This is a genomic window from Nocardia spumae, from assembly GCF_020733635.1.
Taxonomy (GTDB): domain Bacteria; phylum Actinomycetota; class Actinomycetes; order Mycobacteriales; family Mycobacteriaceae; genus Nocardia; species Nocardia spumae.
Genome location: NZ_JAJFZL010000001.1, coordinates 630,877 through 654,190, shown reverse-complemented (window position 1 = coordinate 654,190; position 23,314 = coordinate 630,877). Strand labels below are relative to the sequence as shown.

Sequence of the window (23,314 nt, the reverse complement as noted above, 5' to 3'; positions counted from 1 at the left end):
GCTGTCATATTTGACAGCATACTGTCAATGGCGTGGATATCAGCCGAGCGCCTGCTCCAGATCGCCGAGCAGATCCTCCACATCCTCGAGGCCGATCGAGATGCGCAGCACGCCGTCGGTGAGGCCCACGGCCGCACGCCCTTCCGGACCCATCGCGCGGTGCGTGGTGGTGGCCGGATGGGTGATGAGCGACTTGGCATCGCCGAGGTTGTTGGAGATGTCGACGATGCGCAGCCGGTTCAGCACCTCGAACGCCCGCTTCTTGCCCTCGTCGGGCCCCGCGGCCAATTCGAAGGTCACCACGGTGCCGCCACCGGACATCTGCGCGGTGGCCAGGTCGTACTGCGGATGCGAGGTGAGGAAGGGGTACTTCGTCCACGCCACCGCGGGATGCCGCTCCAGGAATTCCGCGATCGCGAGGGCCGACCGCGTCGACTGCCGCACCCGCAGCGGCATGGTTTCCAGGCCCTTGAGCAGCGTCCAGGCATTGAACGGGCTCAACGCCGGACCGGTGTGCCGCATCAGATTCTTGACCGGGCCGTTGATGTATTCGCTCTCGCCCAGGATCGCGCCGCCGAGCACCCGGCCCTGACCGTCGATGTGCTTGGTGCCCGAATAGACCACCACATCGGCACCGAGTTCGAGGCTGCGCTGCAGCAGCGGGGTCGCGAAGACGTTGTCCAGCACCACTTTCGCACCGGCCGCATGCGCCAGCTCGCTCACCCGCCGCACATCGACGAGGGTCTGCATCGGATTGGACGGGGTCTCGAAGAAGACAGCGGCCGTGGGCTGCGACAGCGCCGCCTCCCACTGATCGAGATCCTCACCGTCGACGAAGACGGTCTCCACACCCCAGCGCGGCAGGATCTCGTTGCACACCACGAAACAGGATCCGAACAGGCTGCGCGCGGCCACCAGGCGATCACCCTGCCCGAGCAGTGCGGCCAATGCGGTGAACACCGCCGACATGCCGCTGGCGGTGGCGAAACACGCTTCCGCGCCCTCGAGCAGCCGCATCCGCTCCTCGAACATGGCGACGGTCGGATTGCCGTAGCGCGAATAGACGAAATGTTCGATATCTCCGATGAAGGCCGCCTCCGCCGCCTCCGCGCTCTCGTAGACGAATCCGGACGACAGATACAGCGCCTCGGAGGTCTCCTCGAAACCGGACCGCCGCACCCCGCCGCGCACGCCCAGCGTCGCCGGGCCCACACCCTCGGGTAACGGCCGATCGAATGCACCGCCGGTGATCATGACTACCTCCCATCAACCCGGCGGATCGGCGCCGAGTTCGCCGGGATCAGCGCCCGACTGCGTGAAAAACTGCGGCGCGCAGCGCTTTTACCTGCGTGGCCGTTACCTGTGCGGACGCTGCTCACGACTGCCGCCATGGCAGACCGAGTGCGCGCCACCCCGCGCCGCCGCGATGTCCGTCGGCGTCCAGCGGCCCCTCGAAACCCTCCAGCACGTTGTAGGAGGGTGCGAATCCGGCTGCCGTGGCCGCGGTGGCCGCGCCGATCGAGCGCTGCCCGGACCGGCACAGGAAGATCACCGGGGCCTCGCCGACGCGATCGGCCAGGATCTGCTTCAGCTGCGCCACGAAATCGGGATTGGGCGCCCCGCCGAAATCGACCCATTCGATCAGCGCCGTCGGCCGGTCGATCGAGGTGGTGTCGGGCACGCCGACGAATCGCCATTCCGCTTCGGTGCGCACATCCACCAGCACCGCATCGGGATTGTCGCGCAACAGCTCCCACGCCTGTCCAGGCGTGATGTCACCGGCGTAGCTCACTTGTCGAACCTCCTACAGAATCCGCACTTGCCGTGTCCGGTCGGACAGCGGCCAGGTCGTCACCCGGAGCACCCCACCGCGGAGGAGGGTTGCCGACCAGCGAGCCGGGGCTTACCGCTGGTACTCATGACCTGAACCGAGAATGCCTGGTCACAGGCCCGATTGTCAAACCTGTCGATCAGGAATCAGGCGTTCCCGCAGACCAGCCAGACCCCCTTCTCCCGGGTGAAATTCCAGTTGGCCACGCTCTTGCGGCCGTCGATCTGGCTGGTCACCGCGGCAGTGGCGTGGTCACCCTCGATCTTCACCGCGTCGACGCCGGCGATGTCGTACTTCTTGCCGACCGAATCCGGTCCCAGCGGCGACTTCTTCTCGTCGAAGGTCGCGCATTCGGTGGTCTTGCGCCGAGCCGCGTCGGAATCGCTTCGGGCCGTGGCGAAGTTGCGCGCGGCCACCGCGACCCGATCGGAATCTGTGAGATTGTTCTCAGCCGGGCGAGTGATCGCGAGCACCACGACCGCGATCAGGGCGATCATCGCGATGGCCGCCGCGATGAGGAACGGGGCGGCCGAGCGCGTGGTGTCGCGCTGATCGATCGGGGTAGCCGGATCATCGCCCGGTGAGCGCGAGTCGCCGTTGCCGTGGGTGGCCGATTCGCCGTCGCTCTCGGGTGCCGGATCGCTGTCGCTCATAGCCTGATCATTACCGGCGGGTCGAAGTGTCGAAGATCACGCCTGCATTTTCGCGCGGATACCGGGAATGGCTGCGACGTACACCACCGATAGAATCACCAGAACTCCGGTCACATCCGGTGCACGGATCGGATAGCTCCACGCGGCAACGAAGCGGCGTCGGCGCCACAACAGCCGGGCAGGAGCTCGGCCCGCACGTCAACTTAGCCTAAGCTAAGAAAGACGGCTGAGATAATTGACGAGAGTTTTCGACCAAAGGGTGCGCGTAAGAATGACCGAACACGCTGGAACGAATAGCGGCGCGGGCGACCGCCCACTGCGCATCGCGATCGTCGGTGCCGGACCGGCCGGTATCTACGCCGCCGACGCGTTGATGAAGTCCGATGTCGAGGCGAGCATCGATCTCTACGAGCGCATGCCCGCCCCGTTCGGCCTGATCCGCTACGGCGTCGCGCCCGACCACCCGCGTATCAAGGGCATCATCACCGCCCTGCACAAGGTGCTCGACAAGCCGCAGGTCCGCTTGCTCGGCAATATCGACTACGGCAGCGACATCAACCTCGACGACCTGCGTCGTTTCTACGACGCGGTGATCTTCTCCACCGGCGCCAACGCCGACCGCGCGCTGGGCGTGCCCGGCATCGAGCTCGACGGCAGCTACGGCGCCGCGGACTTCGTGTCCTGGTACGACGGCCACCCCGATGTGCCGCGCAGCTGGCCGCTGGACGCGGAGAAGGTCGCTGTCCTCGGTGTCGGCAACGTCGCGCTCGACGTCGCCCGCGTGCTGGCCAAGACCGGCGAAGAACTGCTGCCGACCGAGATCCCGCCGAACGTCTACGAGGGCCTGAAGAACAACAAAGCGCTCGAGGTGCACGTCTTCGGCCGCCGCGGTCCCGCCCAGGCCAAGTTCACCCCGCTGGAGCTGCGCGAACTCGACCACTCGCCGAATATCGAGGTCATCGTCGACCCCGAGGACATCGACTACGACGAGGGTTCCGAGGCCGCGCGCCGCCACTCCAAGCAGGTCGACATGGTCTGCAACACCCTCGAGCAGTGGGCCATCCGCGACGTCGGCGCACGCCCGCACAAGCTGTTCCTGCACTTCTTCGAATCCCCCGCCGAGGTCCTGGGTGAGGACGGGAAGGTGGTCGGTCTGCGCACCGAGCGCACCACCCTCGACGGCACCGGCAACGTCAAGGGCACCGGTAACCACAAGGACTGGGACGTCCAGGCCATCTACCGGGCCGTCGGCTACCTGTCGCAGAACATTCCGCAGCTGCCGTTCGACGATCAGGCCGGCACCGTTCCCAACGAGGCCGGGCGCGTCCTGATCGACGAGGGCGCCGACGGCGCCGCCCGCTACCTGCCGCAGACCTACGTCACCGGCTGGATCAAGCGCGGCCCGGTCGGTCTCATCGGCCACACCAAGGGTGACGCCAACGAGACCATCGCCTGCCTGATCGACGACGCCGCCACCTTCACCCCCGCCGCCGAACCCGATCCGGAAGCGGTCGTGAAGTTCCTGGAGGAGCGGGGCATCCCGTTCACCACCTGGGCCGGTTGGTACCGCCTCGACGCCCACGAGCGCGCACTCGGCGAGCCCGAGGGCCGTGAGCGGGTCAAGGTCGTCGAGCGCGAGGACATGCTGCGCGCCAGCGAGCCGCACAAGGTCTGAACTTCACACCCGATCCGCATTCGTCACCGACCTGAGGCATGCTGATCACGTGTTCGATTCACACGTTCACATCATCGACCCGCGGTATCCGCTGGTCGAGAATCAGGGCTACCTGCCGGAGCCGTACACCATCGGCGACTATCGAAAGCGCATGGCGCACTTCGATGTCGACGGTGGTGCGGTGGTGAGTGCGTCCTTCCAGGGCGCCGACTCCACCTTCATGATCGCGGCACTGGCCGAACTCGGGCCGAACTGGGTCGGCGTGATCAATCTGCCGCCGGATGTCACCGACGAACAGATCCTGGCGCTCGATCGTGCCGGTGTGCGCGCCATCCGGTTCAACCTGAAGCGAGCAGCGGTCGACATCGTCACGCTGACCATGCAGGCCCTGCGCGCCTACGAACTGGCGCGCTGGCATGTGGAGCTCTACATCGACGGGTCGATGCTGGGTTCGCTGGAACCGGTGATCTCCAAACTCCCGGCGCTGTCCATCGACCACATGGGCATGTCCGACGACTGCCTGCCCTATCTGCTGAACCTCGTCGATCGGGGCGCCCGGGTGAAGGCGTCGGGATTCGGCCGGGTGGCGATGGATGTGGAGTCGGCGATGCGACGGGTACACGCGGTCAACCCCGGTGCGCTGATGTTCGGCTCGGATCTGCCCGGAAATCGGGCGGGCCGGCCGTTCCGGGACGCCGATATCGAGATCATCGGCAGGGCGGTCGGCGCGGACATGTACCGGGTGCTCGAGGACAACGCGCGCGCCTGCTACCGCCTGCCGGTCGCGGTGCGCTCGGCCGAGGATCAGCCGCCGACACTGCCGATGCCCCGCGTGGAATCGCCGACGCTGCGACTGCACCGGTCGGAACTGCCACAACCGGACCGGACCCGGCCGCTGCGCATCATCGAATAGCGCACACGGCCGACCCGGATGCCGTGCGTCACATCCACCACTTATTGTCGTAGCGTCAACACCGGCGCGCGCCGCCGGTCGCAGGATCGACGAACCGAGGTAGGGCGTGAGCACTTCATCCACCACCGGGCACGGCCCGCTCGCGGGCATCAAGGTTGTTGAGCTGGCCGGAATCGGCCCGGGACCGCATGCGGCACTGCTGCTGGCCGACCTGGGCGCCGATGTGGTGCGAGTGCAGCGGCCGGGCATGATGCCGGGATTCATGGAACGGCCGCAGTGGCGGGGCCGCACCATCGTGGAGGCGAATCTGAAGGATCCCGCCGATATCGAGAAGGTGCTCGGCCTGGTCGAGAAGGCCGATGTGCTGCTCGAGGGGTTCCGGCCCGGCGTCACCGAGCGGATGGGCTTGGGCCCGGACACCGCCCTCGAGCGCAATCCGCGCCTGATCTACGGCCGGATGACCGGCTGGGGACAGTTCGGCCCGCTGGCCGATCGCGCCGGGCACGACATCAACTACATCTCGCTGACCGGTGTGCTGAATGCCATCGGCCGCAAGGGCGAGCGCCCGGTGCCGCCGCTGAACATGGTCGGCGACTTCGGCGGCGGTTCCATGTTCCTGGTGATGGGTGTGCTCTCCGCCCTGGTGGAACGCTCGATTTCGGGTAAGGGCCAGGTGATCGACGCCGCGATGATCGACGGCGCGCTCTCGCTGTCGCACATGATCTGGGGAATGCGCGGTATGGGCCTGTGGTCCGACGAGCGCGGCACCAACCTGCTCGACACCGGTATGGCGTTCTACGACACCTACGAGACTTCCGACGGGAAGTACATGGCCGTCGGCTGTATCGAACCGCAGTTCTACGCGGAACTGCTGAAGGGCCTCGAGATCGATCCGGAGGGCCTGCCCGCGCAGATCGACCCGAACGGGCAGGATCAACTGCGCACGTTGTTCACCGACAAGTTCAAGACCAGGACCCGCGACGAGTGGGCCGCGATCTTCGATGGCACCGACGCCTGCTGCACCCCGGTGCTGACCTTCACCGAGGCCACCGCGAACGGGCATATCGTCGCCCGCGAATCCCTCGTGGAGATCGACGGCGTGGTCCAGCACGCGCCGGCGCCGCGGTTCTCCCGGACCCAGGGCCCGACCCCCACCCCGCCGCCCTCGGCCGCCACCTCGATCGACGAGGTCTGGACGAACTGACCGCTCGAGCGGGCGCCGGGCGAATCGCCCTGCGCCCGCCGCCCGGGTTTCGTACGATGCTCGGGTTCCGCAGTCTTTCGAGGGGGGAGTTCGACCGATGGGCAATCCGTATCCGGGGGTTCCGCAGGCGCCGCAGCCGATGCCGGGGTGGGCGCCGCAGCCGGGCACGCAGTGGGGGCCGCCCGCGCGCCCGGCCGGTGCCGTCCATCGGTCACCGCTCGATGTCGTCGGCGGCATCGCCCTGATCGTGGCCGCCGTCGGGACGAGCGTCCGGGCCTGCTGGGACGCCTCCGTCGTCGGCAGCATCCCCCTTCTGTTGTGCGCCATCGTCGCCGTGGTCGGGGCGATCCTCGTGATGGTCAAGGGGGCCGCCTCGTCCACCGCCCGGATGATCGCGCTCTTCGGTGGCGGAGCGCTGTCGCTGAGCACGGTCGGGACACTGTGGGGCGTCGTCCACTGGGACGGATTCGGCTATCTGGTGGATCACGAGATCTGGCTGACCGTCCTGCCGATCCCGGTTCTCGTCGCCGTCGTCGTACTGTTCCTCCCGGTCCGGACCGGCACCACCCACCCCGCGGCCGCCGCACCCTGGTCCGCACCGGCCTACCCACCGGGTCCGGGCACGCAATGGCTGCCTCCGCAGACCGTCGCACCACAATCCGGGTACCCGCAGTACGGATACGCGCCGCAGCCGGTCGCCCCCTATGCCGCACCGTTCCAGCCCGGTGCCTACCCGGCACCCGCCGGTGTCGCCCCGCAGCCGGCCGTACCGCTGGCCGTGGCCCCGCAGCCGGCCGCCGCTCCCCCGCCGTACGCCCCGCCCCCGGAGCAGGTCGCCGACCCCGCGGCACAACCCACGCAGGCCGTCGCACCGCCACCCGCGCAGGTCCCGACGCCCACCCCGGAGGAGTCGACGCCGCCGTCGTGACCGCCGGCCACCGGCATCCGACTCGCCCGGGCCCGCCGCGACCGGACCCGCCGCGACCGGACCCGCGCACATCGAGCTCACCGCGCGGCCGCGGGCTCCGCCGACCGCGCCGAAGGCCCTCTCACCGGCCGATCTCATAGCATCCGGGCATACCCCGCCGGATCCGGTTGCGTCCGTTCGGTCTTCACCGTCACCCACCCGCAAAAGCGAGGCATTACAGTAATTTCATGGCTCGAAACTGGCCGATGATCGAGCGCGGTGGCGAACTGGGGTCGATTCGCGCCGCTCTGACCGGCCCCGAATACGTCGGCGCGATTCTGACCGGCGACGCGGGCGTGGGCAAGACCACCCTCGCCAGACAGGCGACCGCCGCGGTGGGCGAGCACGTGCGCTGGGTGGCCGGCACGGAATCCGCACGCAGTATTCCGCTCGGCGTTTTCGCCCATATGGTCGGTGTGTACACCGCACACGATCCGGTCACGTTCATGGCCGCCGCCCGCGAGGCGCTGCTGGCCGACGGCGACACCATCATCGGCGTGGACGACGCCCATCTGCTCGATCAGCTCTCGGCAACCCTGTTGCTGCAGTTGGCTATCGACAAGGCCGCCCGGATCGTCTGCACCGTGCGCAGCGGAGTACAGGTGCCGGATGCGGTGACCTCGCTGTGGAAGGACGGTCATCTGCTGCGCATCGACCTCAGCCCGTTCACCGAGCGGCAGAGCGTCGAACTCGTCGAATCCATGCTGGGTGGTCAACTCGAGGGCTTCACCGCCAATCTGATGTGGGAATCCTCGGGCGGTAACGCGCTGTTCCTGCGGCATCTGGTGGAGGGCGCGCTGGAGGCCGGTACCCTGCGCCAGGTCAACGGTGTATGGCAGTTGCGGGGACGCGCCGCGGTCACCTCGGAATTGGCGGCGCTGCTGGAGGATCGCGTCGAGCAACTGCCGGAATCGGTGCTGCGGGTCCTGGAACTGCTCACCTTCTGTGAACCGATCGACCTCGACGTGCTGGCCGAACTCGCCGGTGAGGATGCGGTCGAACAGGCCGAAACCCGTGGTGTCATCAGAATTGTCGAGAACGGCCACCAACTGCTGGTGCGCTACAACCATCCGCTGTTCGGTGAGGTGATCCGGCGACGGCTCGGGATCGCCTCGGCGCGCCGCCTGCGCGGGCGGTTGTACTCGTCACTGCGCGAGCGGCCCATAAAATCCGCCTCCGACCGGATCCGGCTCGCCGAATTGGCTTTGGACAGTGACAAATCCGCCGATCTGGAACTGTTCGAGGCGGCCGCCGCCGATGCCATAGGCCTGGCGAACATTCCGCTCGGTGAACGATTCGCGCGGGCGGCCGTCGAACGACGCGGTGGTGTGGAATCGGCGGATCTGCTCGCGCGGGCATTGCTGTGGCAGGGCCATCGCATCGAGGCCGAGCGCACCCTGGCCAGTTTCGATCCCGACCAGCTGAACGAGGTGCAGCTGGCCCGCTGGGGCAGCACCCGGGTCTCGAATCTGTTGTGGGCCATGGGCGATGCGGATCGGGCCGATGAGGTGCTGGCCCTGGTCCGCGACCGGGTGCGCCACCCCAAGATCGCATTGACGTTGCAGGGCTTGGCGTCCGCGTGCGAGGTGAACGAAAATCTCTTGGAGCAGGCCTTCCTCGATGCGGAACAGGTCATGTCCACCCCCGACGCCCCCGCTTGGGCGGTGTGGTGGGCATCCTTCGGCGGCGGTCTGGCGCTGGCCCTGATGGGACGCGGTGCGGCCGCCCGCGAATACACTCTGCGCGGCCATCAGGTCGAGGAGCAGGTCGACGGCCCGACCAGGTTCATGTCCGCGCACGCGGAGGTGCTGTCGCTTACCTTCACCGGTGAACTGGAGGCCGCACGCCGCTGTGCCTCCGGCTATTTCGGCTACTCCGCGCCCGGTCAGTATCTGGCGTGGGGGCTGTCGAAAATTCTGCAGGGCACCGTCGATGTGGCGCAGGGCCGCTTTCCCGACGGCGTGGAGAATCTGGAACAGGCGCTCGCGGCCCTGACGGCCGAGGGCGCGGCCGCGTGGATGTTCCCGGCGCGAATCCGTCTGGCCGAGGCGTATTCGGCGATGGGCCGGGCCGCGGAGGCCGCCGAGACCATCGCCGAGGCCCGGCAGCGCGGTGGGCGGCACAGCGCGGTCTACGAACCACAGCTCGAGATCGCGCGGGCCTGGCAAGCCGCCGCGGAGGGTACGGTCGCCCCGGCCGTACGGCTGGCCATCGGCGCCGCCGACGCCGCCGCCCGCTCTCATCAGCACGCGATCGAGGCCCTGGCCCTGCATACCGCCGCGCGGTTCGGCGACCGCGCGGTCGCGGGGCGACTGGCCGATCTGGCCGCCCGCATCGATGGCGCGCTGGTGCAGGTGCAATCGCGGCACGCGGTGGCGGTCGCCTCGCAGGACGGTCCCGGATTGGACAAGGCCGCAGCGGAATTCGAGCGGATGGGGGTGCTGCTGTCGGCCGCCGACGCCGCCGCGCAGGCCGCCTCGGTGCACGAGCGACGCGGTGATCGGCGCCGGCTGCTCGAATCGGCGGCCACCGCCAATCGGCTGGCCGCGGCCTGTGGCGGAGCCAGTACCCCCGCGCTGCGGCAATCCGCGCAGCCGCTACCGCTGACCGCGCGCGAACGTGAGATCGCGAATCTGGTTGCGGCGGGGCTGAGTAACCGGCAGATCGCGGATCGGCTCACGGTGTCGGTACGCACCGTCGAGGGACATCTCTACCGCGCCTGTATGAAGCTCGATGTCACCGATCGCGAGGCTCTGGCCGATCTGATGCGCGGTGAGCCACCGCGCGGTGAGCAGCGCTGACGCGGTCGGTGGAACCTCACCTCGATGTGCCGACGACAGTTATCGAGGAGTCGGCGGATCGAGATCCACGCGGATGGTGAGGAGGTTCGATCCGATGGTGCGAACCGCCGCGCTGTTGATCCGGGGGAGCTTCCGCAGGCGTGCCCGCGGATCGTCCTCATCGAGTAGCACCGCTGTGCCGGTGTGCCAGGTGCCGCGAATCTGCAAGCGCACCTCGGGATTTGCGATGATATTGCGCACATATTGGGCGCCGCGGCCGAATTCGGAGACGAACCAGTACGAGGATCCGTCCAGCTTGCCGCCGATCGGCGTGCGACGCGGGAGACCGCTGGTGCGCCCGACGGTCTCCAGGACCGCCTGACTCTTCAAATAGGGGGCGACGCGCCGGCCGACCGGGTTGGCGACCCAGCGCTGGAACGGGGCCGCGAGGCGGCGGCGGATATCACGCGACGATGAGGACGGCGTGGTCATGGTGTCCACGGTAGTCCTCGACGGGGTTCGGCACATCCCACGGCGGGATGGGCGGCAGTTGCGACCACGGTCGGACCCGCGGCCCCGGAAAGTTCACCCCTGCACGGGGGGCCTCGCGTCGATTACGATGCTGACGGCGGCCGCAGGTAGCGGCGACTGCCCGAAAGCTGACGAGGGATGGTGCTCGGCGTGATGCGTCGAAGTCGATACAGGGTGGCCGCGATTCGCGTCGCGGTCGCGGCGGTGCCGTTCGTATTCGCACTCGGGGTCGCCGGTACGGCCACCGCCGGGCCCGTGCAGCCCGGCGTCACCAAGCCCGATGTCCCGTCCCCCTCCGATCAGCCGGCGGAATTGCATTCGGCCGCACCGCAACAGGCGCCCGCACCGCGGTCGGCGCCGCGCTCGAATCCGAAGCCGGAGGAGAAGAAGCAGGACCCGGCGCCGCGCTCCGTCCGCATCGGCGAATTCAGCGCCCCGGTTCCGGACGCCGTTCCGGATGCCGTGGTCGACGGGGTCAACCGGGCCACCGAAGGTCTCGGCGGCGCTCTCGCACCGGAGGCGGAGCACCACTAGAACGCTTCCACCACTCTGTCGCGCGCGTCGCGCGAAACCCTTTCATACGCAAGCGTTTTCCGCGTTCCGTACCGGCCGCGTCGGCGAGATCCCTTGTCTCGCCGCCCGTGCCGCGCTCACGGGCGCCGATTTGCGATTCGTCGCGCAGCCACTAAGCTTCGGCCCGAAGGGTGGCCGCTCGGCCGCCGGGGGATTCCCACCGCAGGCGGGGGATCGCTGTACAGCGCTATCCAAAGGTGGTGTGTTCGAACGTGGCCGGTCGACACCGAATGCAACAGTTCCGCGCGGCGCGACGCGCATTGGTAATCGGAACGATCCCATTGGCATTCGTGACGGCGTGTACCCACTCGTCCGAGGACAGTTCCGCGTCCGGCTCTCACAGCGCCGCGCCCACGAGCAGCAACGACTCCGGTCACAGCAGTGCGCCGAGCACCTCACACCTGCCGGCGCCGGGCACGGAGAACAACTCGCGCCCGCAGCCGCCGACCTCCACCCCGGTCCAGCCCGGTGTGGTGTCACATCCCTCGGATCGGCTGATGTCGCACACTCCGGGGCTGGCTCAGCCCGGCGTGACGGCGCCCAGGCCACCGGAGTTGGTACCCCCGGCTCCGGATTACGTTGTCCCGGAGAACTTCCGGGCCGTGCCGAAGCCGCAGCAGCCCGCGCCGCCGGTGCAGTTCAACCAGTTGCACGCACCCCAGCCGGTCGCCCCGGTGGCCCCGATCGCGCCGCCGCCGCGCACGCTGCGCATGGGTGACTTCAGCACGCCGGCGCCGGACCAGGTTTCCGACGACGTCCTCGATACCGTCAACACCACCGCCGCCGAAACCGAGGCGGCTATCGCCACCGGCTTCAACTCGGTGGGTATCAATCCCAGCCGTTCCGACAAGATCGCCGGCGCGACGATCGCGGGTGCGGCCACGGGTGCGGCGATCGGCGCGACCGTGGCGGGTGTGCCGCTCGCCGTGGTCGGCGGTGTCGTGGGCGGGGCGATCGGTACGACCGTCGCGGCGCCGACTGTCGCGGGTATTCCGGTCGGGACCGCGGCGGGAGCCGCGATCGGCGCTGCCGCGCTGGGCCTGCCCGCCGCGGCAGCGGGTGCGGTTGTGGGTGGCGTCGCCGGCGGTGTGGTCGGTGCCGCTGTCGGCACCGCGATCTGAGCGAATCACTCGCTCAGAACAACATCGGTTCCCCGAACCCCGAGGTTCGTTCGATCTCCAGTAGCCGGGCCTTGGTGGCGATGCCGCCCGGTGCGGAGAATCCGTGCAGGCCGTGATCGGCCGCCAGGACGCGGTGACAGGGCACGATCAGCGGAATCGGGTTGCGGCCCAGGGCCTGTCCCACCGCTTGGGCCGCGCCGGGTGCGCCGATCCGCGCCGCGACCTCGCCGTAGGTCAGGGTGTGCCCCGGATCGATGGCGCGGGTGACGTCGTAGACCGCGCGATGGAATTCCGGCTGGGCTCGATAGTCCACCCCGATCCAGCGCAACGCGTCCAGCTCACCGCTCAGATGTGCCCGAACAGCAGCGATCACCTCGGCCATCGCACCGTCCGGCTCGGCATGCCGCACCCGCTCGGCCGGAATCGAGCCGACACCGCGGCGCAGCATGCCGGTGGTGAAGGCGGAGAACTCCCGCGGACCCGCATCGCCCGGCGTCTGCCCGGGCGCCCGCCCCGAACGGGCGAGTTCTGGTAGTTGGAACCGCACCACGGCGCCCTCGGTCCAGGCCATCGCGCATCGGCCGATCGCGGTATCGAATTCGGTCACCGACACCACGGACATCTCGCTGGCGGGCATGCCACCAGTCTGCACCGTGCCACCGACAATTCCGCCCCGCGAAGTCCAGTTCCGACGAACTGGACCGACCGAACGACGCGCCGTAGCCGTCGCTACCGGTCGGCGTCACCGTACCTCGGTCGGACGCATCGGAATCCGGCGGTCACCGGCGCAGACCTGCCGGGTGCGCAGCACCGCGAGTCCCCGCGGCGCGACCCGTCCGGGCAGGTCACCCAGCGCCGGCCAGTCCGACATGGGTGCGTGCGGCGGATAGCGGTCGAACCGTTCGACCACGTGCCGCCCGGGCCCCGCGGCGTAGCGGTAGGCGGCGGCGAGGACGATCGCGACGGTCAGGACAGTGGCGATACCGGAGAACATACCGTTCACTCTCCGCGCAGCTGGACTTGAATCAAATAGCCACTGTCGTAATACTGGCCTTTATGGCGATACGCGTGATCAGTGCGGCCACCCTCACCCGCGATCTGGGTCGCTGGCGTCAGGACGAGGCGGCCACGGCCCGACGCGGTGCCCGGCCGGCCTATCTGGCTCTGGCCGAGAGCATCCGTCTGCTGATCCACGACGGCCGGGCGCCGCTAGGCATCGCACTGCCCAGCGAACGCGATCTGGCCACCGCTCTCGGCGTCAGTCGCACCACCGTCACCTCGGCGTACGCGCTGCTGCGCGAACACGGCTATCTGATCAGCCGGCAGGGCTCGCGCAGCACCGTGGCGCTGCCCTCGGACGTCGTACACGACGGAAGCAAACCGGCGCGCAGCATCCTGGCGGTGATGTCACCGAGTGCGCAGCCCACCGTCGATCTCACCTATGCCGCGATGTCCGCGCCGCCCCAGATGACCGATGCGTATTCCGCCGCACTGCAAGGCCTTCCGCTCTACCTCGGCACCCACGGCATGGATCCGGTCGGCGTACTTCCGCTGCGCGAGATGCTCGCCCGCCGCTACACCGACCGCGGCCTGCCCACCGATCCGGATCAGATCCTGGTGACCCTCGGCGCCCAGCACGGACTCCGGCTGCTGCTCAATGTGCTGACCGCGCCCGCCGAACGGGTTCTGATCGACCATCCCACCTACCCCAACGCGATCGAAGCGATTCGCGATGTCGGCGCCCGCCCGGTGCCGGTCCCGTTGCGGCCCGAACATCCGGAGGCGGCGTGGGATCTGGACGGAATCCGCAGCGCGGCACGGCAAACCGCTGCCAGCACCGCCTATCTGGTGCCCGATTTCAACAATCCGACCGGATTGCTGATGAGCGCCGCCGCGCGGGCGGAACTCGCGGCGATCGCGCGGGAGACCCGAATGACCGTGATTGTCGACGAATCCATGGTCGATCAGCAGCTGGACGGCGAAACCCCGCCGCCCGCAGCGGCTTTCGCGCGCGGCTCGGAGATCGTCACGATCGGTTCGGCCTCCAAGTCGTTCTGGGGCGGCCTGCGCGTCGGCTGGATTCGCGCCAATCAGGCGCTGATCACCAAACTGCTCGGCACCCGCTCCACCGTGGACCTCGGCACCCCGGTGATGGATCAGCTGGCCACCGGCTATCTCCTCGAGCACGCCGACACCATTCTCGAACAGCGCCGCGACCAATTGCACAGCCGCCGGACCGCATTGCTCGACGCCCTGTCCGAGGAGCTGCCCGATTGGCAGGTCAGTCCCGGCCGCGGCGGTATGTCGATCTGGGTGCAGCTTCCCGCGCCCGTCTCCACCGCGCTGGCCGCCACCGCCCCCAATCACGGTGTACTGCTCGCCGCCGGTCCCCGCTTCGGCGTCCAGGGTGCTTTCGAACGATTCCTCCGAATCCCGTTCACCCACAACGAATCCGATCTCCGCCTGGCGGTGAAATCGATCGCCGCGACCTATGCGTCACTGACTCCGCACGCCGCCGAACCCCTGGCCCCGCTGACCTGCTACTGAGATCTCGGTCCCCGGGCACCGCGTTCCGGGTCCTGAACCGACGCCAGAAAGCGGGACGCCGGTGATCGAATGCCGGAAGTGGCGAGATGACCCGGGCGGCGGACTAGCCCAGGACGTCGTGGCGCACGATCGTCTCGTCGCGTCCCGGACCCACGCCGATGCAGGACACCCGCGCGCCCGAGAGTTCCTCCAGCCGTTGCACGTACGCACGCGCGTTGGCGGGCAGATCCTCGAACGTGCGGGCCCCGGAGATGTCCTCCCACCAGCCGGGCATCTCCTCGTAGATCGGCTTGGCGTGGTGGAATTCGGTTTGGGTGGTGGGCATCTGCTCGACGCGTTCGCCGTCGATCTCGTAGGCCACGCAGATCGGGACGCGGTCCAGGCTCGACAGCACGTCGAGCTTGGTGAGGAAGTAGTCGGTGATGCCGTTGACCCGGGTGGCGTAGCGGGCGATCACCGCGTCGAACCAGCCGGTGCGGCGGGCGCGGCCGGTGGTGACGCCGACCTCGCCGCCGGTCTTGGCGAGGTATTCGCCGGACTGGTCGAACAATTCGGTCGGGAACGGGCCGGATCCGACACGGGTGGTGTAGGCCTTGAGGATGCCGAGCACCGCGGTGATCTTGTTGGGTCCCACGCCCGCGCCGACCGCCGCGCCGCCGGAGGTCGGGTTGGACGAGGTCACATACGGGTACGTGCCGTGGTCGACATCGAGCAGCGTGCCCTGCGACCCCTCCAGCAGTACCGTCTCCCCCTGCTCCAGCGCCTGGTTGAGCAGCAGCCGGGTATCGCTGATGCGGTGTTTGAAGCCCTCGGCCTGCGCCAGCACCTCGTCGACCACCTGCTGCGGCTCCAGCGCGCGGCGGTTGTAGATCTTCACCAGCACCTGGTTCTTGAATTCCAGTGCGGCTTCGACCTTCTGGGTGAGGATCTTCTCGTCCAGCACATCGGCGACCCGGACACCGACGCGAGCGACCTTGTCCTGATAGCAGGGGCCGATACCGCGCCCGGTGGTGCCGATCTTCTTGTTGCCCAGGAAGCGTTCGGTGACCTTATCGATGGCCACGTGATACGGCATGATCAGATGCGCGTCCGCGGAGAGCAGCAGCCGGGAGGTGTCCACCGAGCGCTCTTCCAGTCCGGCCAGTTCGTCGAGCAGCACACCCGGATCGATGACGACACCGTTGCCGATCACATTCGTCACGCCCGGGGTGAGAATGCCCGACGGGATCAGATGCAGCGCGAAGTTGTCACCATTGGGCAGAACCACGGTGTGACCCGCATTGTTACCACCCTGGTATCGGACCACCCATTGCACGCGGCCGCCGAGCAGATCGGTGGCCTTGCCCTTACCCTCGTCGCCCCACTGGGCGCCGATAAGCACGATTGCCGGCATGGGAATCTCCTACGGTTTCGACACGCAGCACGGGTGATACTGCAGCTACCTGCCGTTTCCGAGGCGGTGGCCGGGGGGTCAGTCTAGTGGACACCGATTGTGCCGAGGCGAGCCACCTGACATCGCAACCGTTCACTCGGCGTGGAAAACCGGCCGACCGGCATTCATCCACGGCCCCGGGCTGGGCACCGCGGAGGGCGCACCAACCGCCGGAGCCGATTACAGTGGCCTGCGGAGGCGTGTCGGAAGATGCGCCCGAACGGCAGCGAGGGCGATCGAGTTGGCAGGTTCGAGGAGGGTGTTCGGCAGTTGAGTACTCATGTTCTCCGCTGCAACGGCGCCCCCGTACCCATCGCGCTCGCGTCGCTGCCGACGACCCAGACCACCGCCATTCCGGATACCGACGAACTGGACGAACTGCTTCCGGTGCTGGCCGCCGACAACCGGCCGCGTCTGATCGTGCTCGGTGAGGACGCCGGCCTGGCCGCCGTCCTGACCCATCTGCTGCGGACCGAACGACTGAGCGTGGAGATCGGCTACGTGCCGGTGGACCGCACCTACGGTTCCCGGGCCTATCAGACCGGGACCGGGTCACACGCCGCCAAACTCGCGCTCGACGGCCGCCCCGAGCCGACCCCGCTGATCCGCGACGACACCGGCACCGTACTGGTCGGGCGGGCCACGATCACCGGGCGCGACGGCGCCAAACTCGAGGGCGAGGCCTACGTCGACGAGGTCCGGCTGTTCACCGGAAAGGTTGGGGCGCTGCATGTCTCACCGACCCTGGACATGCCCGGCGTGCGGGCGACCGTACAGCGCGGCTGGGGTAAGCGACGCTGGGTGGCCGGCCGCGCGGTGCAGCTCGGGTCACCCGGGGCCGTGGTGACGCGCGACGGCATCGCCACCGACCGGACCGTGCCGCGGTCGAGCTTCTACCGCCATCACGAGCCCTGGCTGCTGGTTCGATGAGTAGTTCGCCCCGGGCGTGTCCCGGCGCCGTCGCGTTCGGTGAGGTCCGATATGGCTGATCGTCCGGGCGTCTGGGATCGCCGCCACGCCGTCCGGCCGAGTCCGGTATTCCTGCTGATCGTCGTCGTCACCGCCCTGGGCGGGGCGCTGGCCTGGGACGCCGACCCGCTGTCCACCCGGGCCAAGGCCGGAGTGTTCGTCTTCGTGGTGGCGGGCTGGATCCTCAGTGTCTGCCTGCACGAATTCGGCCACGCCTACACCGCGTGGCGAGCCGGCGACCGCGAAGTGCAGATGCGCGGATATCTGACGCTGAACCCGGTCAAATACAGTCATCCGCTGTTGTCGATCGGGCTGCCGATCCTGTTCATCGCGCTGGGTGGTTTCGCCCTGCCCGGCGGCGCGGTCTATCTGAATACGCAGAACTTCTCCGCGCGCACCAATCGCGCGATCAGCGCCGCCGGTCCGGCGATCAACGCGCTGTGCGCGGTGGTGCTGCTGGTGATCGTCCGCTTCGCCGGATCCGGCCAGAGCCACGCCGCCTTCTGGTTCGGACTGAGCTTCCTGGCATTCCTCCAGATCACCGCGACCATTCTGAATCTGCTCCCGATTCCCGGCACCGATGGCTACGGCATTCTGGAACCGTCGCTGAGCTATCAGACGCGGCGTTCGCTTGACCAGGTGAAGCCGTTCGGACTCCTGCTCCTGCTGGCGATCCTGTGGGTCCCGGAGCTGAATCGGATCTTCTTCGACCTGGTCTACCGGGTGTTCGAACTGTCCGGGGTGCCGTCGGAATGGGTCGCGTTCGGCAGTTACCTGACCCGTTTCTGGACCTGATCGCCGGACCGGCGGGCACGCCCGATTCCTGTTCGATTCGCCGGCGACCAGGAACCGGGCGGCCCTCTTCGTGACGATGTGCCCGCCCCCTACTCGGGCGGCCGACACCAATGCGGCCGCACATCACATCGTCACGAAGGTCCTCGACCGCGCCACCCCTCGTCGACGCGGTCAGCACAAACGCTACGAGCCGCCGGACCGGCGCACACGAGTAGTCGACTACCCGATCGCCGGCGCCTGTCGCCCCCAGCCGCGCGCAATCGCCCCGCGTACGCGGGCAGGACTACTGCACCGCAGGCGCTTTCACCGGGCGCGAGTCAATCCTTCGGCGCCACATAGGGGTTTCGCACGGTCGGCGGCAGCAGCGCGATCGCGGAGAGCCGTTTGACCCCGCACACCTGCATCAGATCGACCACGATGGAACGCAATTGGGCGAAGACCACATGTGAGGACAGTCCGGCGCCCTCGACCAGATCCTTGGTGGCACCCTTCGCGACCCGCCGCAACACCCGGGTGGCCTCGGCGGCGTCGGGTTTCTCACCCGGTTCGGCGACCATGTAGCGGCGCACCACCTCGACTGCCCGTCCCAGCTCCTCCACCTCGGCGATCATGCGCGGATCGAGGATCTCGTCGTCCCGCACCAGGGTCAGAGCGCGCCGCAACAGGACTCGGGTGTTGCGCACCGCGTTGTCGAGCGGTTCGATCGCATCGCGAATCGCCTCGAGGCGCGGGCGGGAATTCCAGTACAGCGGCGAGATCCGGCTGACCTCCCGGCCGCCCTCCACCGCGTTGCGCAACCCGTCGATCTGCGGCTGGGTGCCGCGCACGGATTGCAATGCGTCGCGGACCTTGTCCGCATCCTGCTCGAGCAGGCCGTCGGCGCATTCTGACAGGGCGGAACCGACCACCGTGAGGATATCGGCGGCCTGCTGCCGCGCCCGGCGCACCGGATGTAGCGGTATCGCCGCGACCACGACGACCCCGACCAGCCCGCCCACCAGCGCGTCGACCATACGGTTGAGGCCACCGCCGACATGCGGCGGCATGAGCGTCGCGACCAGCACCGCGGAGCTGGCCGCCTGCATCGGGATGACCGCACCCTTGTCGAGGAATACCGCGGTCGCCATCGCCACGCCGACGACCAGCGCGATCTGCCACGGCCCGGTGCCGACGCGGCCGATGAAGAAGTCTCCGATGCCGATGCCGACGGCCACCCCGCCGACCAATTCCACCGATCGGCGCAGCCGGGCGCCGAACGAGACGCCGATCGAGATGACCGCGGCCATCGGCGCGAAGAACGGCTGCGGATGCCCCACCAGCCGATGTGCGATGAACCAGGACAGCGCCGCGCCGACCGCGCACTGAACGATCGGGAGAGCCGACCGGCGTAACCGCCGCCAGCTGGTGCGCATGCGCTGTTTACCGCTGTCGCGAACCGAATCGACGGTGATCGCGGTCGCGAACCGTTCCGAGCCGGTCAGATTCAGTCCAGACCGAGTTCGCCGGCGGCGCGGGGATCGCAATCCTCGAGCAGATCCAGGCAGCGGGCGTATTCGTCGTTCTCACCGATGACCTGGGCGGCCCGGGCGAGGGCCCCGACGGCACGCAGGAAACCCTGATTGGGCTCGTGGCTCCACGGCACCGGGCCGAATCCCTTCCAGCCGTTGCGGCGCAACAGGTCCAGGCCCCGGTGGTAGCCGGTCCGCGCGAACGCGTAGGCCGCGATCACATCCAGGTTCACCTCGGCCCGCCCCTCGGCGGCGCCGTCGACTCCGGCGCGGGCGAGGGCGTCCTCGGCCAGCTGTGCCCAGGCCACCGAGGCCGTCGGGTGAGCGGCCGCGACCTGCACCGGGTCCTGGTTGTCCAGCAGGGCCTGTTCGGCTTCCGTGTTTTCGGGAAGCAATACCGGCTGCGGTCCGAGCAGATCACCGAAGGAGGTCATGGGCTTCATTGTGCACCGCGCCCGCAAATCCTCGTCGGCCCGCATGTCCCCCTCCGGTGGAACGTCGCGATGAGAAAGGCGGCGCCAACGCGTCTGCTGCCTCCTCCGGGCCTTACCCCATTAGGCTGTGTCGTCGGAGACCAACAGTTGACGACCGACAGCTGATACTGAGCAAGGGGTAGCGCGTGTCCGACCCGAACGACGACCAGAAGCCGCAGCAGGGCGCCACCGGCGATCGCCCGCGTCCGGCTGCATCCGGCGCGGGTTCCGACCGGCCGGCGAAACCTGCCCAGCCGGGCGGCTCGGCCCCTGGTGGACGCGGTCCGGACAAGGGCGCCCCGGCCGACGCCGGACAGACCCAGCGGATCTCCCGCGATCAGCTACCGGGTGCCGCGGCGCCGACCGCTCCGCTGGCCTCACCGTCGGCGAAGACCCAGGTCATCCGCACCCCCGGCGCGAAGGACACTCCGGAAAAGACACCACCGGCCGAGCCGGAATCCGCCGCGGCGCCGGCGGGCGAGGCGAAATCCGGCGACAGCGACGCCGGCGCCACGAAGTCCGAGGGGACCGAGGCCGGCGAGCCGAACTCCGGCGACAAGGACCAGGCCGCTTCGGACGCACCGGCCGAGGGGTCCGCGGCGGATTCCCCCGCGACCTCATCGGCGGAAAAGAGTTCGCCGGCAACCGGTTCCGCCGCCGCGGGTAATGCGAAAACGGCCGCCATTCCCACGTCCGCGGGTGCGGGGAAGGGCGCCGCGGCGAAGGACGCGAACAAATCCGGCACGGACACGCCCGGCGCGAAGAACACCGGTGGCACGAGCGCTCCCGCCGCGGCGGGTGCGACCGGCGCGGCGGCGAAGGCCGCCGACGCCGCCGCGGATGCCGGCCCGGCCGCGAAAGCCGCCGCGACCCCGGCGAAGACCGAAGCGGCGAGCGGCTCCGATGCGGTCGCGGATGCCGTGGACGACTCCAGAACGGTCGCGCTGCCCAAGATCTCCCCCGCCTCCGGCGGGACATCGCGCCGACAGCCGGGCGGGCCGCAGCAGACCGGACCGGCAGCTGCCGCGAAGACGCCGAAATCTCCGGCGCCACAGAACATTCCGTCGGTATCGAACCCCTCCGACGAGGCGACCACCATCCTGCCGGTACAGCAGCCGGATCAGGCGATCACCGAGAAATTGCGCGCCGCGCCGGGACAGCAGGGTTCCGGGCCGGAGGGTGCGCGCCCGGATGGTCCGAACCGCCCGGGCCCCGGCGGCCCCCAGGGCGGTCCGGGACCGCAGGGCCCGGGCAGTACGCCCGGCGGACCCGGTCCCCAGGGCCGTCCGGCCGGTCCGGCCGGTCCGGCCGCGGGCCTGGGTGCGGCCGCGGCAGGCGCCGGTGCGGTCGCAGGCGGTCCACCACCCACCCGGGGACCGGCGGGCGGCCCCGGCCCCCGCGGTCCGCAGGGCCCGGGTGGGCCGGGTGGGCCGGGATACCAGGGCCCGAACGGTCCTGTGCCCCAAGGACCTCCGGCCGGACAGCGCCCCGGTGGCGCACCGTCGCCCGCCGATACCAAGATGACCGAGCCCGCGCAGACGCTGTCCGCGCCGCCGGGTGCCGCACCCCGCCCGATGCCGCCGCGCACGGTCGCCGCGCCGCAGCGGGTACCGGCCGCGGAACCGGCGGCCGAGGCCGCGGGCGGCGGGCCGGGACGCGGTAGGCGCGGACTGGTGCTCGCGGGTGCGGCCGCGGTGGTGGTGGTCGTCGCGATCGTCGTGGTGATCGCCATGGTCGCCGGCGGTTCGGACAATTCACCGGAAGCGAAGGTCAAGGGCGCGGTCAACAGCTACACGGATGCGCTGGCCTCCGGGAAACTGACCGATCTGCAGGCCTCGACCTGCGGCAAGCTGCACGACTTCTACCAGAACATCGCACCCGATCAGTACGCCGGCGTGCACCAGCTGGCAGTGGATCAGAAGAAGATCCCGAAGGTCGCCGGGGTGGATGCCGTGCAGATCACCGGCGACAAGGCCGTCGCCCAGGTCGACGTCTACACCGACGCCGATCCGAGCAGGTCGACGGCACGCTCCTTCGATCTCCAGCAGACCGACAGCGGCTGGAAGGTGTGCGATCCGGCGGCCGCGACCCAGTAGGTCCGGCTGATCCATGATGCTCGTCACTGCGCTGTGACATCGCGCCCGCGATCCGCGATGAACGTCACAGATACCTGGTCAGCGCTGCTGGGCGCCGATAGCATGGCTCGGATTGTCGACACCCACCGCTGACCGGATTCTCCGGAGGTGGGCGTCACCGCCGTTTACGCAGTAAGAATTCGAGCAGGGAGCAAGGGACATGCCGGAGCTGGCACCCGACGCGCCGGCATCCACGGCACTGGCCGGTCGGCATTACCGCATTCGGGACCACTACGAGGTCGGCCGGGAGAAGGTCCGCGAATTCGCGCGGGCGGTGCAGAACCACCATCCCGCCCACCACTTCGAGGCCGACGCCGGCAAGTACGGCTGGGATTCCGTGGTGGCGCCGCCGACCTTCGCTTCGGTGATCGGCATGGTCACCACGCGGGCCCTGCTGGACGACGTGCTCAGCGAATACGACCTGTCGCAGATCCTGCAGACCGATCAGACCTTCCACATCCACCGTCCGATCGTGGCCGGGGACGTCCTGCGCAGTGAGGCCGAGATCGAGTCGATCCGCCACCTGCGCGGCAACGACTTCATCACGGTGAAGGCGACCGTCCTCGATGCCGAGGGAGCCGTCGTCCAGGTCGGCGCCGCCACCCTCGTGGCCCGGCTCGGCGGCGCGGTCGATGCCGATATCGTGCGTCAGGTCGAGGGTGTGGTCATGCACCGCCGCGATCTCGGCGCCGCGGACCCCGAGGTCCTGGTCCCGATCCCCGGTTCCGAGGCGACCGCCGAACCCACCCGCACCCCGTCGCGCCGCGACACCGGTCAGAGCACCCTGCCGCGTTTCGACGACGTCGCTGTCGGCGACCAACTGCCCACGGCGACAATGCGTCTCACCCGAGGCGATCTGGTGAACTACGCCGGTGTCGCCGGTGACCCCAACCCGATCCATTTCAGCGATCACGCCGCCACCCTGGCCGGACTGCCCACGGTGGTCGCGCACGGCATGCTGACCATGGGCCTGGGCGCGCACTATCTGACCTCGTGGCTCGGCGACCCCGGCGCCGTGCGGTCCTACAGCGTCCGGTTCGCCGGATTCGTTCCGGTGGACGCACAGTCGCCGGCCTTGATCGACTTCTCCGGCAAGGTCAAGGCGCTCGATCCGGAACGCCGTACCGCGACGATCCTGCTGGGCGCCACCTGCGCGGGCAAGAAGCTGTTCGGCCGGGCGCTGGCCGAAGTCGCACTGGCCTGACCG

21 protein-coding genes and 1 riboswitch are annotated in these 23,314 nt (G+C 69.0%); of the genes, 12 read left to right on the top strand and 9 right to left on the bottom strand.

Annotation, left to right across the window (positions count from 1 at the left end; all coding sequences use genetic code 11):
• Window positions 1–39 precede the first annotated feature (39 nt).
• The 3 genes from LKD76_RS02725 to LKD76_RS02715 all read right to left on the bottom strand — a co-directional run bounded on the left by LKD76_RS02725 (window position 40) and on the right by LKD76_RS02715 (window position 2,484).
• Window positions 40–1,254, bottom strand: coding sequence for an O-succinylhomoserine sulfhydrylase (locus LKD76_RS02725; protein WP_227979345.1), 1,215 nt, complete (start codon window positions 1,252–1,254; stop codon window positions 40–42).
• 121 nt (window positions 1,255–1,375) lie between these two features.
• On the bottom strand, window positions 1,376–1,792 hold the full coding sequence (locus LKD76_RS02720; RefSeq protein WP_227979344.1) for a rhodanese-like domain-containing protein: 417 nt from the start codon (window positions 1,790–1,792) through the stop codon (window positions 1,376–1,378).
• An 18-nt stretch (window positions 1,793–1,810) separates the two neighbouring features.
• Window positions 1,811–1,924, bottom strand: a riboswitch (SAM riboswitch).
• Window positions 1,925–1,977: 53 nt separating this feature from the next.
• Complete coding sequence (locus LKD76_RS02715; RefSeq protein WP_227979343.1) at window positions 1,978–2,484, bottom strand: Rv0361 family membrane protein; 507 nt, start codon at window positions 2,482–2,484, stop codon at window positions 1,978–1,980.
• A 271-nt stretch (window positions 2,485–2,755) separates the two neighbouring features.
• Here LKD76_RS02715 and LKD76_RS02710 point away from each other — a divergent pair, with 271 nt between their 5' ends.
• The 5 genes from LKD76_RS02710 (at window position 2,756) to LKD76_RS02690 (ending at window position 10,044) form a co-directional block, all read left to right on the top strand.
• Window positions 2,756–4,159 (top strand): FAD-dependent oxidoreductase, encoded by a 1,404-nt coding sequence (locus LKD76_RS02710; RefSeq protein ID WP_227979342.1) that lies wholly within the window; start codon window positions 2,756–2,758, stop codon window positions 4,157–4,159.
• A 49-nt stretch (window positions 4,160–4,208) separates the two neighbouring features.
• Window positions 4,209–5,072, top strand: a complete 864-nt coding sequence (locus tag LKD76_RS02705; protein WP_227979341.1) for an amidohydrolase family protein — start codon at window positions 4,209–4,211, stop codon at window positions 5,070–5,072.
• A 106-nt stretch (window positions 5,073–5,178) separates the two neighbouring features.
• Entirely contained in the window at window positions 5,179–6,276 is a 1,098-nt protein-coding gene (locus tag LKD76_RS02700; RefSeq protein ID WP_227979340.1) for a CaiB/BaiF CoA transferase family protein, read from the top strand.
• A 97-nt stretch (window positions 6,277–6,373) separates the two neighbouring features.
• The gene (locus LKD76_RS02695) at window positions 6,374–7,204 is read left to right on the top strand and encodes a hypothetical protein (protein ID WP_227979339.1); all 831 of its coding nucleotides are present in this window, start codon (window positions 6,374–6,376) and stop codon (window positions 7,202–7,204) included.
• Window positions 7,205–7,431: 227 nt separating this feature from the next.
• Window positions 7,432–10,044, top strand: coding sequence for a helix-turn-helix transcriptional regulator (locus LKD76_RS02690; RefSeq protein ID WP_227979338.1), 2,613 nt, complete (start codon window positions 7,432–7,434; stop codon window positions 10,042–10,044).
• A gap of 39 nt (window positions 10,045–10,083) precedes the next feature.
• Here LKD76_RS02690 and LKD76_RS02685 read toward each other — a convergent pair whose 3' ends face one another.
• Entirely contained in the window at window positions 10,084–10,515 is a 432-nt protein-coding gene (locus tag LKD76_RS02685; RefSeq protein WP_227979337.1) for a nitroreductase/quinone reductase family protein, read from the bottom strand.
• Between the two features lie 213 nt (window positions 10,516–10,728).
• On the opposite strand from LKD76_RS02685, the gene LKD76_RS02680 reads away from it, so the two are divergent.
• Together LKD76_RS02680 and LKD76_RS02675 are read left to right on the top strand one after the other, a co-directional pair.
• Window positions 10,729–11,088 (top strand): hypothetical protein, encoded by a 360-nt coding sequence (locus LKD76_RS02680; RefSeq protein WP_227979336.1) that lies wholly within the window; start codon window positions 10,729–10,731, stop codon window positions 11,086–11,088.
• Between the two features lie 536 nt (window positions 11,089–11,624).
• On the top strand, window positions 11,625–12,248 hold the full coding sequence (locus LKD76_RS02675; RefSeq protein ID WP_227979335.1) for a hypothetical protein: 624 nt from the start codon (window positions 11,625–11,627) through the stop codon (window positions 12,246–12,248).
• Window positions 12,249–12,261: 13 nt separating this feature from the next.
• Here LKD76_RS02675 and LKD76_RS02670 read toward each other — a convergent pair whose 3' ends face one another.
• Together LKD76_RS02670 and LKD76_RS02665 are read right to left on the bottom strand one after the other, a co-directional pair.
• A complete protein-coding gene (locus LKD76_RS02670; protein WP_372465968.1) occupies window positions 12,262–12,870 on the bottom strand; it encodes a methylated-DNA--[protein]-cysteine S-methyltransferase in 609 nt (202 codons plus the stop codon).
• Between the two features lie 120 nt (window positions 12,871–12,990).
• On the bottom strand, window positions 12,991–13,242 hold the full coding sequence (locus LKD76_RS02665; RefSeq protein WP_227979333.1) for a hypothetical protein: 252 nt from the start codon (window positions 13,240–13,242) through the stop codon (window positions 12,991–12,993).
• A gap of 62 nt (window positions 13,243–13,304) precedes the next feature.
• Here LKD76_RS02665 and yczR point away from each other — a divergent pair, with 62 nt between their 5' ends.
• Window positions 13,305–14,795 (top strand): MocR-like transcription factor YczR, encoded by a 1,491-nt coding sequence (yczR, locus tag LKD76_RS02660; RefSeq protein WP_227979332.1) that lies wholly within the window; start codon window positions 13,305–13,307, stop codon window positions 14,793–14,795.
• Between the two features lie 103 nt (window positions 14,796–14,898).
• Here yczR and LKD76_RS02655 read toward each other — a convergent pair whose 3' ends face one another.
• Complete coding sequence (locus LKD76_RS02655; protein WP_227979331.1) at window positions 14,899–16,188, bottom strand: adenylosuccinate synthase; 1,290 nt, start codon at window positions 16,186–16,188, stop codon at window positions 14,899–14,901.
• A 309-nt stretch (window positions 16,189–16,497) separates the two neighbouring features.
• Between LKD76_RS02655 and LKD76_RS02650 the strand changes: the two genes are divergently transcribed.
• Together LKD76_RS02650 and LKD76_RS02645 are read left to right on the top strand one after the other, a co-directional pair.
• Window positions 16,498–17,157: a hypothetical protein gene (locus LKD76_RS02650; protein ID WP_227979330.1), complete on the top strand. Its 660-nt coding sequence runs from the start codon at window positions 16,498–16,500 to the stop codon at window positions 17,155–17,157.
• A gap of 51 nt (window positions 17,158–17,208) precedes the next feature.
• Complete coding sequence (locus LKD76_RS02645) at window positions 17,209–17,991, top strand: site-2 protease family protein (RefSeq protein WP_227979329.1); 783 nt, start codon at window positions 17,209–17,211, stop codon at window positions 17,989–17,991.
• Between the two features lie 317 nt (window positions 17,992–18,308).
• On the opposite strand, the gene LKD76_RS02640 is transcribed toward LKD76_RS02645, so the two are convergent.
• Window positions 18,309–19,403 carry an FUSC family protein gene (locus LKD76_RS02640; protein ID WP_227979328.1) on the bottom strand — a complete coding sequence of 365 codons (1,095 nt, stop codon included), beginning with the start codon at window positions 19,401–19,403 and terminating at the stop codon, window positions 18,309–18,311.
• A 71-nt stretch (window positions 19,404–19,474) separates the two neighbouring features.
• Entirely contained in the window at window positions 19,475–19,933 is a 459-nt protein-coding gene (locus LKD76_RS02635) for a DUF3151 domain-containing protein (RefSeq protein ID WP_227979327.1), read from the bottom strand.
• Between the two features lie 185 nt (window positions 19,934–20,118).
• On the opposite strand from LKD76_RS02635, the gene LKD76_RS02630 reads away from it, so the two are divergent.
• Window positions 20,119–22,068: an Rv0361 family membrane protein gene (locus LKD76_RS02630; protein WP_227979326.1), complete on the top strand. Its 1,950-nt coding sequence runs from the start codon at window positions 20,119–20,121 to the stop codon at window positions 22,066–22,068.
• A gap of 199 nt (window positions 22,069–22,267) precedes the next feature.
• Window positions 22,268–23,311 carry a fused (3R)-hydroxyacyl-ACP dehydratase subunits HadA/HadB gene (locus LKD76_RS02625; protein ID WP_227979325.1) on the top strand — a complete coding sequence of 348 codons (1,044 nt, stop codon included), beginning with the start codon at window positions 22,268–22,270 and terminating at the stop codon, window positions 23,309–23,311.
• The last annotated feature ends 3 nt before the right edge of the window (window positions 23,312–23,314 follow it).

Excerpts from the sequence above, each read along its gene's own strand:
- LKD76_RS02685 (WP_227979337.1), bottom strand. The coding sequence starts at position 10,515 with ATGACCACGCCGTCCTCATCGTCGCGTGATATCCGCCGCCGCCTCGCG.
- LKD76_RS02655 (WP_227979331.1), bottom strand. The coding sequence starts at position 16,188 with ATGCCGGCAATCGTGCTTATCGGCGCCCAGTGGGGCGACGAGGGTAAG.
- LKD76_RS02690 (WP_227979338.1), top strand. The coding sequence starts at position 7,432 with ATGGCTCGAAACTGGCCGATGATCGAGCGCGGTGGCGAACTGGGGTCG.
- LKD76_RS02645 (WP_227979329.1), top strand. The coding sequence starts at position 17,209 with ATGGCTGATCGTCCGGGCGTCTGGGATCGCCGCCACGCCGTCCGGCCG.
- LKD76_RS02625 (WP_227979325.1), top strand. The coding sequence starts at position 22,268 with ATGCCGGAGCTGGCACCCGACGCGCCGGCATCCACGGCACTGGCCGGT.
- LKD76_RS02725 (WP_227979345.1), bottom strand. The coding sequence starts at position 1,254 with ATGATCACCGGCGGTGCATTCGATCGGCCGTTACCCGAGGGTGTGGGC.
- LKD76_RS02715 (WP_227979343.1), bottom strand. The coding sequence starts at position 2,484 with ATGAGCGACAGCGATCCGGCACCCGAGAGCGACGGCGAATCGGCCACC.
- LKD76_RS02695 (WP_227979339.1), top strand. The coding sequence starts at position 6,374 with ATGGGCAATCCGTATCCGGGGGTTCCGCAGGCGCCGCAGCCGATGCCG.
- LKD76_RS02640 (WP_227979328.1), bottom strand. The coding sequence starts at position 19,403 with ATGCGCACCAGCTGGCGGCGGTTACGCCGGTCGGCTCTCCCGATCGTT.
- LKD76_RS02670 (WP_372465968.1), bottom strand. The coding sequence starts at position 12,870 with ATGTCCGTGGTGTCGGTGACCGAATTCGATACCGCGATCGGCCGATGC.
- LKD76_RS02710 (WP_227979342.1), top strand. The coding sequence starts at position 2,756 with ATGACCGAACACGCTGGAACGAATAGCGGCGCGGGCGACCGCCCACTG.
- LKD76_RS02665 (WP_227979333.1), bottom strand. The coding sequence starts at position 13,242 with ATGTTCTCCGGTATCGCCACTGTCCTGACCGTCGCGATCGTCCTCGCC.
- LKD76_RS02635 (WP_227979327.1), bottom strand. The coding sequence starts at position 19,933 with ATGACCTCCTTCGGTGATCTGCTCGGACCGCAGCCGGTATTGCTTCCC.
- yczR (WP_227979332.1), top strand. The coding sequence starts at position 13,305 with ATGGCGATACGCGTGATCAGTGCGGCCACCCTCACCCGCGATCTGGGT.
- LKD76_RS02675 (WP_227979335.1), top strand. The coding sequence starts at position 11,625 with ATGTCGCACACTCCGGGGCTGGCTCAGCCCGGCGTGACGGCGCCCAGG.